At 40.3% G+C, this 9,196-nt stretch carries 8 protein-coding genes; 4 read left to right on the forward strand and 4 right to left on the reverse strand.

The annotated features are described in order from the left end of the window. Complete coding sequence (locus RMX69_RS21995) at nt 1–1,077, reverse strand: PIN/TRAM domain-containing protein (protein ID WP_289797317.1); 1,077 nt, start codon at nt 1,075–1,077, stop codon at nt 1–3. A gap of 460 nt (nt 1,078–1,537) precedes the next feature. Between RMX69_RS21995 and hemW the strand changes: the two genes are divergently transcribed. Together hemW and RMX69_RS22005 are read left to right on the forward strand one after the other, a co-directional pair. After that, nucleotides 1,538–2,719 carry a radical SAM family heme chaperone HemW gene (gene hemW, locus RMX69_RS22000; RefSeq protein ID WP_322638708.1) on the forward strand — a complete coding sequence of 394 codons (1,182 nt, stop codon included), beginning with the start codon at nt 1,538–1,540 and terminating at the stop codon, nt 2,717–2,719. 10 nt (nt 2,720–2,729) lie between these two features. Further along, nucleotides 2,730–3,617, forward strand: coding sequence for a UTP--glucose-1-phosphate uridylyltransferase (locus RMX69_RS22005; protein WP_322638709.1), 888 nt, complete (start codon nt 2,730–2,732; stop codon nt 3,615–3,617). Nucleotides 3,618–3,806: 189 nt separating this feature from the next. Here the strand turns inward: RMX69_RS22005 and RMX69_RS22010 are convergent, their stop codons facing one another. Then, complete coding sequence (locus RMX69_RS22010; RefSeq protein WP_322638710.1) at nt 3,807–5,198, reverse strand: hypothetical protein; 1,392 nt, start codon at nt 5,196–5,198, stop codon at nt 3,807–3,809. Between the two features lie 275 nt (nt 5,199–5,473). On the opposite strand from RMX69_RS22010, the gene RMX69_RS22015 reads away from it, so the two are divergent. Both RMX69_RS22015 and RMX69_RS22020 read left to right on the forward strand, forming a co-directional pair. Beyond that, a complete protein-coding gene (locus tag RMX69_RS22015) occupies nt 5,474–6,598 on the forward strand; it encodes a THUMP domain-containing class I SAM-dependent RNA methyltransferase (protein ID WP_322638711.1) in 1,125 nt (374 codons plus the stop codon). A 239-nt stretch (nt 6,599–6,837) separates the two neighbouring features. Beyond that, nucleotides 6,838–7,104 carry a hypothetical protein gene (locus RMX69_RS22020; protein WP_069072185.1) on the forward strand — a complete coding sequence of 89 codons (267 nt, stop codon included), beginning with the start codon at nt 6,838–6,840 and terminating at the stop codon, nt 7,102–7,104. Here the strand turns inward: RMX69_RS22020 and RMX69_RS22025 are convergent. Both RMX69_RS22025 and RMX69_RS22030 read right to left on the reverse strand, forming a co-directional pair. Further along, nucleotides 7,090–7,215 carry a hypothetical protein gene (locus RMX69_RS22025; protein WP_289797322.1) on the reverse strand — a complete coding sequence of 42 codons (126 nt, stop codon included), beginning with the start codon at nt 7,213–7,215 and terminating at the stop codon, nt 7,090–7,092. The two genes, RMX69_RS22020 and RMX69_RS22025, sit on opposite strands and share 15 nt — an antisense overlap. A gap of 229 nt (nt 7,216–7,444) precedes the next feature. Continuing rightward, nucleotides 7,445–8,788 (reverse strand): TMEM143 family protein, encoded by a 1,344-nt coding sequence (locus RMX69_RS22030; protein ID WP_322638712.1) that lies wholly within the window; start codon nt 8,786–8,788, stop codon nt 7,445–7,447. Nucleotides 8,789–9,196: the final 408 nt, after the last annotated feature.

Genomic DNA, 9,196 nt, shown 5'->3' on the forward strand with positions numbered 1-9,196 from the left:
TCACGCCAATGCTGAAGCTTGGGGTTTGGCAAAAATCATTCTTCCTGCTGTAGTTTGTAAAGCACTGGTAACTACTACTCGTAGTTCACCACCCACATAACTGCTACCTTCTTCAACAACTACCATTGTGCCGTCATCTAGGTAGCCAATGCCTTGACTGGGTTCTTTGCCTTCCTTGAGAATTTTTAAATCCAGGTTGTCGCCAGGTAAATAACTGGGACGGACGGCATTCACTAAATCATTCACATTCAAAACAGGTACTTTCTGAACACTGGCAACTTTAGACAAGTTGTAGTCGTTGGTTAGCAATGTACCGCTGATTTCTTGGGCAAAGCGTACTAACTTCGCATCCACTGTGGGAATATCTTCGTAGTCAACTGTATTAATCAGGATGCGATCAGGATAATCTTCCTTGATACGGTTGAGAATTTCTAGTCCTCTCCTTCCCCGTACCCGCTTTTGATCTTTGCTAGCATCCGCTACTTGTTGGAGTTCTTGCAAGACAAATTGCGGTACGAGAATTTGCCCTTCCAGAAACCCTGTTTCTAGTAAGGCTTCAATACGACCATCAATAATACAGCTAGTATCTAGAACTTTGGTATTGGCTGGTTTTAATGTTCCTTCCACTACCATCGATTCAACAGTGTTGGGATTAATGAATCGCAATAAGCCTCGCCCGTGGGTATCTGCCAAATTCATGCCAGTGACGGAGAGGATAATACTACCAACAACTGCCACCAATGGCTTAATAAATCCAAAATCCGCCGGGATAGGGAGCAAAAATAATGGGGCTAGCATCAGGTTGGCTAGTAATAGCCCAATCACTAAGCCGATCGCACGAGTTAAAATCACTTCTAGAGGCATTTCTTTGACTTGTGATTCTAGGCGACGATATGTCGTCTGGAAACTCAGCCCGATCGCACCACCAATAATAGCGGCAAAGACGGCAACAACTAAGCGTAGAGCTTCTAGATTCGTTACCTGATCTAGTGCCCCATTGGGTAGTAGTTCAATGCTGTAGAACCCTATTCCCGACGCTGCTAGGATAAATGAGAAAATAATAATGGCGTCAAGCATGGTTGTCTTGTTTTCCTGCAACTGTGTTAACCGATAAAGTTAAGTATTTTTTATTTCATCGGTAAGATAAACTAATCAATATTGACTTACACTAAGGGTTTAGGCTGACAATATCTGCAATTATTATAACCAAAGGCTTTTATCTTAATATTTTTCATTGTTTTGTTGTAAAACGACAAAAACTTGTAAATAAACTAATTATTTTGTAAGAATTCAGAAGTCAGAATTCAGAATCCAGAAGTCAGAATTAAGAAGACCTTGATACCCAGACTTAATAATTTTAATAAAATCAAGAAGTTATTACACGCTTGATTTTACAATTATTCTGGCTCCTGAATCACTTCTCCTATCGGAGACGCTGCGCGAACGACTACGCTCAGTGACCACCTGACTCCTGAATTCTTCCCTCATTTTCATTGTCTCTAATTCGCAGTTGGGTTAACTTAAAAATTTTCTCAAAATGAGTAAAAAATTTAGTATTTCTGGAATTGCGAGTTCTGCTTATGTGCATATTCCCTTTTGCAGACGGCGGTGTTTTTATTGTGATTTCCCGGTGTCTGTTGTGGGCGATCGCTTGCGGGGCGAAACATCTGGTACTATCTCCCAATATGTTGAGGTGCTATGTCAAGAAATTGCCATGACACCAGCATTTGGTCAACCTCTGAAGACAATTTTCTTCGGTGGTGGTACTCCTTCGTTGCTCTCAATAGAGCAGCTACAACGGATAGTAACAGAACTAGAGAAGCATTTTGGGATTGCGTCTGGGGCAGAGATTTCTATGGAAATTGACCCAGGTACCTTTGATTTAGCCCACATAGCAGGCTATCGCAGTGCAGGCGTGAACCGGGTAAGTTTGGGCGTACAAGCCTTTCAAGAAGAATTATTACAAAGGGCGGGGCGATCGCACTCAGTTGAAGATATTTTTGCAGCTGTGGAACTAATCCACCAAGTCGAGATTCCCGTATTTAGCTTAGACTTAATTTCTGGGTTGCCGCATCAGTCTTTGGATCAATGGCAATATTCCCTAGAAAAAGCCGTAGCAATAACACCCACTCACATTTCCATTTACGATCTCACTATTGAACCAGGTACAGCCTTTGGTCGTTACTACAAACCTGGTGATACTCCTTTACCCACTGATGAAGCCACAGTCAAAATGTACCAGATGGGTCAGCAGGTTTTAACTAGTGCAGGTTATGAGCATTATGAAATTTCCAATTATGCTCAACCTGGCCATCAATGTCGGCATAATCGAGTGTATTGGGAAAACCGCCCTTATTATGGCTTTGGTATGGGTGCGGCGAGTTATGTTGAGGGGAAACGCTTCACTCGTCCGCGCAAAACTAAGGAGTATTACCAATGGGTACAAGCTGGCGGTGTAATTGATTGTGATGTAACTCCCCCAAAGGAAGTATTGTTAGAAACGTTAATGTTGGGGTTGCGTTTGGCAGAGGGTTTGAGTTTGGCGACGTTGGTAGAGGCGTTTGGCGAAGCGAAGGTGGAGGAGATTTGTCGGTGTTTGCAATTGTATTTTGAAAAAGGTTGGGTAGAAATTACAGAGGGAAGATTGCGTTTGATTGATCCCCAAGGATTTTTGTTTTCTAATGTGGTGTTGGCGGAATTGTTTGAGAAATTGGGGTGAGGAATTGTTTATGCAAAAAAATAAAGTTAGAAAAGCTGTGATTCCGGTAGCTGGTTTCGGTACTCGTTTGTTTCCAGCTACTAAAGTTGTCAAAAAAGAACTTTTCCCGATTATCGATCGAGATGGTAGGGCAAAACCTGTGATTCTCGCAATTATTGAAGAGGCAATTAGTGCTGGAATTACAGAAGTAGGAATTGTGGTGCAGCCAGATGACAAAGAAATATTTGCAGATTTCTTGAAAAACCCACCCAAAAAAGAACTTTTAGAAAAACTTTCACCACAAAATCAAGAATACAGCCGATATCTCGAAGATTTAGGTAGCAGAATTACCATTTTGTTACAAGAGGAACAATTAGGCTATGGTCATGCGGTATTTTGTGCCAAGGATTGGGTACAAAATGAGTCATTTTTGCTGATGTTGGGCGACCACATTTATGCATCTGATATTGAAAAATCTTGTACTAGTCAAGTTTTAGATGTTTACGAACAAGTTAATCAAAACGTTATTGGCTTAACTACAATGCCAGCAGAAATTATTCATAAAGCTGGATGTATAACAGGAGTTTGGCAAGATTTAAACTCGATTTTGTCAGTTACACAACTCTATGAAAAACCGACTATAGAGTATGCAAAACAGCATTTACGTGTAGAGGGAATGTCAGAAAATGATTTTTTAGGTATATTTGGCTTATATTTACTAACGCCGAAAATTTTTGACTTTCTAGCAGAACATATCAACCAAAATTTCCGAGAACGAGGTGAATTTCAGTTAACATCTTGTCTAGAAAAATTGCGTCAAAAAGAGGGAATGACAGGATATGTTGTAAAAGGCAAGTGTTTTGATACCGGTTTGCCAGATGCTTATCGTCAGACAATGATTGATTTTAGAAAAATATAGATTAATCTCGGTTCAATTCATATCTCACTTTTTAAGATGGTTCAAACAGATAGTAATCTATTGAGGTAAGCAGAGGCATCTTGAAACTATACCGTTTAATTTGCTCCTGGTGATAGCCTCCTTTTTTTGTTAAAGCAGTTTTCAGGTAGATGAGTTACAAAATGCAGGACTCAAAATCAGACACAAACCTTACAAAACTACCTCAAAACTAGCGGTAGTTAGAGCAGGAAAAGAGGTAGCATCCAATTGTGCAAATTTACCTCCAGAATTAATCTCAGCAAAACCATCCGCCGAACCATTAGGGTTATAAAAGAGACTACCATTTGCGCTATTATAAACAATAACCGCACTACTACTTACAGCTAAGGTATTGTTCGTCACTGTGGCAAAGTCTGCGGAATTTAATTGAGTCGGGAAGACTGAGTTAGTTAGAGCAGTAAAGGTAGATTTAGATAGTTGGATCTTGTCTTCCTCAAGAATGAAGTCACTAATAGTATCAACTCCGAGTTCTCTAATATTAAACTTTGATCCTGTTGCAAATGCGAACTTATCTGAACCAGCGCCTCCTGTTAGTAAGTCGTCCCCACTATCTCCCTGTAGGTAATCATTGCCTGTGTTGCCGATCAGAATATCTTTTCCACTACTGCCAAAAAGAATATCATCACCGTTGCCCCCCAGAAGGTTGTCGTTATCACTACCCCCATCTATGATGTCTGCACCAGATCCACCAACAAGAGTGTCAATACCTGCCCCCCCATCAATGTAATGATTACCAACAACACCAGAAAGCGAAATACTGTCATAACCATCCCCAGCAAAAATAACCTTATTGCCAGCCGAAAAATTTGCCCCACTAAAGGTATCGTTTCCCTTGGTTGTAGCGACATCAGTACCGATGGCATTTCTGGATCGAGCAACAGCCTCTTTTATGAGATCAGCAAGATTCTCACTTGTAGAACCAACAGTCAGTACACCACCCCGACCAAGGTGGGTAACTAGTGTCTCGTAATTGGCTGCAACATTACTCGTAGTTAGAAAAATTGGAATAATGTTATTTGCCTCTAGCGCAGTTTTTACTTGTCCGACCAGTGGATAATCTTCAAAAGCATCAGCTATCGCATCTCCATTATTGCCAATACTATCTGACCTAACTGCTGCGCGATCGCCGGCAACGTGATAAATACTATCGGTGGCTATGATCACAACACGAAATGAACCTACTCTGAAACCAAGACTGCCGTTATCTAAAGCTGCGAACAAGAGTGCAAATAATTGTGATTCTGGCCCATCATTGCCACCAAAAGCTTCAAAGCCAAAGATTTTGTCTTTAATTGTTGTGACATTATTTGTCAAAGCGACTTCTGGTTGATATACATAGTCAGCGTAACCCCCAAAAGGCACAAGTGGCTTATCTTTGAAAGAGGCAATACCAAATTTTAGGTCATTACCAAATATCTTTGCTAACTTCGGGTTGGTTAAGCGATTTACCGTCGCAGGAAGTACGGCTTTAAGCTGGACTACACCCTCATTAGATGACGATGTTAAGTCTTGCAGCAGAACAATATCAGATACTAAATTCATAGTTTTTCCCTCTGATTATTTTTATTGATGGGTTGTATTGGAAAGTGGCTAAATACTATTTCAGCTTGATATTAGCAAGGTTAATTGATTTAAGATAGTACTTAAACTGAAGAAAATATAATCTCTTTCAAAAAATATTTACCGTGTCCTAACTCCTGCCTCTACCCTACTTAAGGTTATAGTTGCAGACTTCACGAGAGAGAATGTCACCAGATATAAGTTAAGCTAAAGTGCGTCAATGGGTGAGCAGTGAAGATAATGCTTTGGATTAGAGGATGAATCAGTATTTTGCAACAGTTGCTCGCGGATTAGAAACCCTCGCGGCTCAGGAGTTAGAGCAACTAGGTGCCCATTCCGTAGAGCCGGGCTTTTGCGGTGTAGCCTTTGAGGGCGATCGCACTTTACTTTATCGCGTCAATCTTTGGGCTAGGCTGCCTTTCCGAATCTTGGTGAATATCAATGAGTTTCCATGCCTTGATGCCAAGGATCTCTATCGCGGTATCCAGACTATCGATTGGGTAAACTATTTAACGCCAGACATGACCTTGGCGGTGAATGTCACGGGCAAAAACCAGCACCTCAACCATAGCCACTTCACATCTCTTCAGGTCAAAAATGCGATCGTTGATCAACAGCAAGAAAATCTGGGCGAGCGTTCAAATGTAGAGCTTCATGAACCAGATGTGCGGGTTAATGTTCATATTGAACGCGACTTTTGTACCGTCAAACTCGACAGTTCTGGAAATAGTCTGCATCGCCGAGGCTACCGCCCTGCGGTGGGAGCGGCCCCTCTTAAAGAATCTCTCGCTGCTGCCCTGATTCAACTTTCGGGTTGGCAACCAAACCAGATGTTCTACGATCCTCTGTGTGGATCTGGCACTTTACCTTTGGAAGCTAGCTTAAAGGCACTGAATATCGCACCAGGACTGTTTCGTGAGTCCTTTGGATTTGAAACTTGGCTCGATTTTGATTTGTCCCTTTTAGAAAAGCTGCTCCAAGAAGCTAAGGACAGCCAACTAGATACCCTTCCCGCACCTATTTGGGGAAGCGATCGCGATGAAAATATAATTGAGCAAGCGATTAATAATGCTCAAAATTGCGGCGTTGATAACCATGTATGGTTTTCTCAAATGGAGCTTGCTGATGTTGTCGCCCCCGCAGACAGTGGGATTTTATTCTGCAATCCACCTTATGGCGAACGGCTGGGGCGAGATAGCGATCTAGGGTCATTTTACAAACTTTTGGGCGATGTATTGAAACAACGCTTCAAAGGCTGGACTGCATTTGTACTCAGTGGCAACAAGGAACTGTCTCAATCGATTGGACTAAAATCATCGCGGCGGATTGCGGTGTATAACGGAGCGCTGCCTTGTCAGTTAATGAAATATGAGTTGTATTAAGACAAAGACGCGATAAATCGCTGTCTCTACAAATAATCGGTCTTTTGTAGAGACGGCGATTCATCGCGTCTTACCTGTGATATTTTTAATACTCTTTAACAAATTTAAATTTAGTCAAAAAAGGCTTGAAACTACTTCTGAGTATATATTCTGGCAGTTATGATGACAACGGTTAAAAAAAGTGGCAGTATAATCGGTGACTGACAACCTGCAATTTATTTATAGCTAAGGGGCTATTTATGTCAGATCAATTCACGTTTACTGTTACCAATGACACCGAACAGGCAATTACAGAGTTGTGGGTATCTCTCGATGATGAAGATTGGGCTTCATTTACCTTGAGTGATTCAGGGATTCCATCGGGTGAAACAGTAACAATTGCTTGGGCTGAATATACGAATGATTCGCCCTGTGAATGGTACATATCTGCTGTATTTGAAGATGAATCAGAAAGTGAGTCAGCCCTATTTAACTTCTGTGAAGAACCAGCTTTAACGTTCGGCTAAATTTTCCATTGCGATCGTGTACGCCATCGCACTTGATTGCATGATTGCATCTCGACTCCAGCGATAAGCGAACTCCAAGAAATAAATTATCCAATATTGTGGGGTGGGCATCTTGCCCGCCCTATGGACTGGGTTCTCGTGTCGCCCACCTCACAAGAGTTAATTGAATATTTTTTTATTTGGAAGTCCCTAAAAGCAAAAGCCCTACCTCGAAAGCATCTAGGTGGGGCTTGATATTAGAATTGATATTGGCAACACCACATAATGATTTTTGAATAAAATTCAGTACAGATAAAGCGCAGCCTCACATAGAATCGGTATGAGTCATCAGTACGTTTGCCTACAAAATTATCCCGTTATATTGAAAGGCATTATCCCAAACATAATCAATCACTGCTTTAGCATCATCCAAGGGGAGAACTTGACACTCTCCCTGCTGATTATATGTTAGTAAAGCGATTTCTGATACATTGTCTGTTATTTCGCTATTTGGAATTATTTGGCCACGAATAGCTTCTAAATTGCTCAGAGGCCCTTGAATATCAAAATTAATCTTTGTGCTTAGTTTATTCTCCATCCAAGTTTCAATGCGAGAATCTAATTGTTCAGGGCTTAAGGGTGTAGGACTGGTAAGTAAGTGATAGTATGCCAGAATAATTTCCTTACATTCTTCTTCCTCTGCCAATTCAATAAACATTTGAAAGACACTGGTATTGTTAGCTAAATTCTGGAAAAATAATGTATCTGTAACTTTTTTTTGGAATTTAATTTTTTTATTTTTATAATTAGTGTATTGCTTAAAAGCAAATCCACCCAAAGATATAGCTAATGATAAAGTTGCCACCAAAACTGGCATAAAATTTCTAACTTGATCCAACTCTACATTTAATAATTCAATTAGGAATGACACATTTAGTACTAGCAAAATTGCAGCAACCAGCAATAATAAATTCGGCAAAGTCCTTAATACCAACGGAATGGCTGCCCCAATAGCAGGGATTCCAAATAGTAAGCGATCTTTCCAGGTCATACTCGTTTCTACATTGGGAAAGAGTAAGTCAATATCTAGTTTAGGAATATTTTTGTAGCAGTAAACATACATTTTACCGGGAACGAATTTCAAATTTTGGATGTTGTCCTTCTTTGCACGAAAGTAAGCTGCTTCTTTGAATTTGACTAATAAAACAATTCGTTCTAAGATATCAATAGTCTTTTCTTTTTGCCAAAAGAAGAACTTTTTTACAAAGATTTTTTTGTAACTATCACCCCGGTAGTAACAAATAAAGCGGTCAAAATCCTCAAAATCCACTTGAGTTTTCAAATCAATTAGAGATTTGGTTGTCACTGATCGTTTGACAATCGATTCAGGCAAAGGAATATAATTTGCTCTTTCGACAATATGCTGAAAGGCATCAATTACCTGGCGCTCCATTTCATCATATTGCTCGAATGTTGGTGGAGTTATTGGTTGAACATCTTCATTAGGGTTAAAGGGTACATAGTTATCTTTGATAATTTCTAAGGTTTTGTGGAAGCGAAAGTGATAGTATGCAGTGAGTATTTGGCATAAATCTTGAAATTTTTTGGCATCATCCCAATTTAGCTGACCGTCTTGCAGGCAAAGTTTGATAATATCGCTGCGAGTATAAGGAATAAACGCTTCTCGATTTTCGTCAACAATCATGTTTAAAGATTAATCGGAATCTAACTAATGGGTTTGCCAAGCCCCACGAAAACGGCTAATATCAGACATTATGTTTTCATTGATAATTAAATTTTAGTATCTTGCGTGGTAAGTCTGAAAAGTTTTCCTGAACAGAGAGGCTTTATTTGGTATACCAGGAGGCAGAAGGCAGAAGGCAGGAGGCAGGAGGCAGAAGGTAAAACTATTACTATTCCTAGTATTCACGTTTTCAAAATGTCCTAACCTATGTGACTACGGCTATATCAATGTAGTTCAGGATAAATAGGTAAATAATAAGTCCGTAGTAAGGACTTTAGTCCTGGATTTTGAAGCACTAAAGTGCTTACTACAAACTCACCACATATTTGGGTCTGTTCGCGAAGCGTCTCGTAGAGAAGCCCCGTGCTT

The sequence above is a fragment of the Nostoc sp. EspVER01 genome (assembly GCF_034530635.1).
Classification (GTDB): domain Bacteria; phylum Cyanobacteriota; class Cyanobacteriia; order Cyanobacteriales; family Nostocaceae; genus Nostoc.

Excerpts from the sequence above, each read along its gene's own strand:
- RMX69_RS21995 (WP_289797317.1), bottom strand. The coding sequence starts at position 1,077 with ATGCTTGACGCCATTATTATTTTCTCATTTATCCTAGCAGCGTCGGGA.
- hemW (WP_322638708.1), top strand. The coding sequence starts at position 1,538 with ATGAGTAAAAAATTTAGTATTTCTGGAATTGCGAGTTCTGCTTATGTG.
- RMX69_RS22005 (WP_322638709.1), top strand. The coding sequence starts at position 2,730 with ATGCAAAAAAATAAAGTTAGAAAAGCTGTGATTCCGGTAGCTGGTTTC.
- RMX69_RS22010 (WP_322638710.1), bottom strand. The coding sequence starts at position 5,198 with ATGAATTTAGTATCTGATATTGTTCTGCTGCAAGACTTAACATCGTCA.
- RMX69_RS22015 (WP_322638711.1), top strand. The coding sequence starts at position 5,474 with ATGAATCAGTATTTTGCAACAGTTGCTCGCGGATTAGAAACCCTCGCG.
- RMX69_RS22020 (WP_069072185.1), top strand. The coding sequence starts at position 6,838 with ATGTCAGATCAATTCACGTTTACTGTTACCAATGACACCGAACAGGCA.
- RMX69_RS22025 (WP_289797322.1), bottom strand. The coding sequence starts at position 7,215 with ATGCCCACCCCACAATATTGGATAATTTATTTCTTGGAGTTCGCTTAT.
- RMX69_RS22030 (WP_322638712.1), bottom strand. The coding sequence starts at position 8,788 with ATGATTGTTGACGAAAATCGAGAAGCGTTTATTCCTTATACTCGCAGC.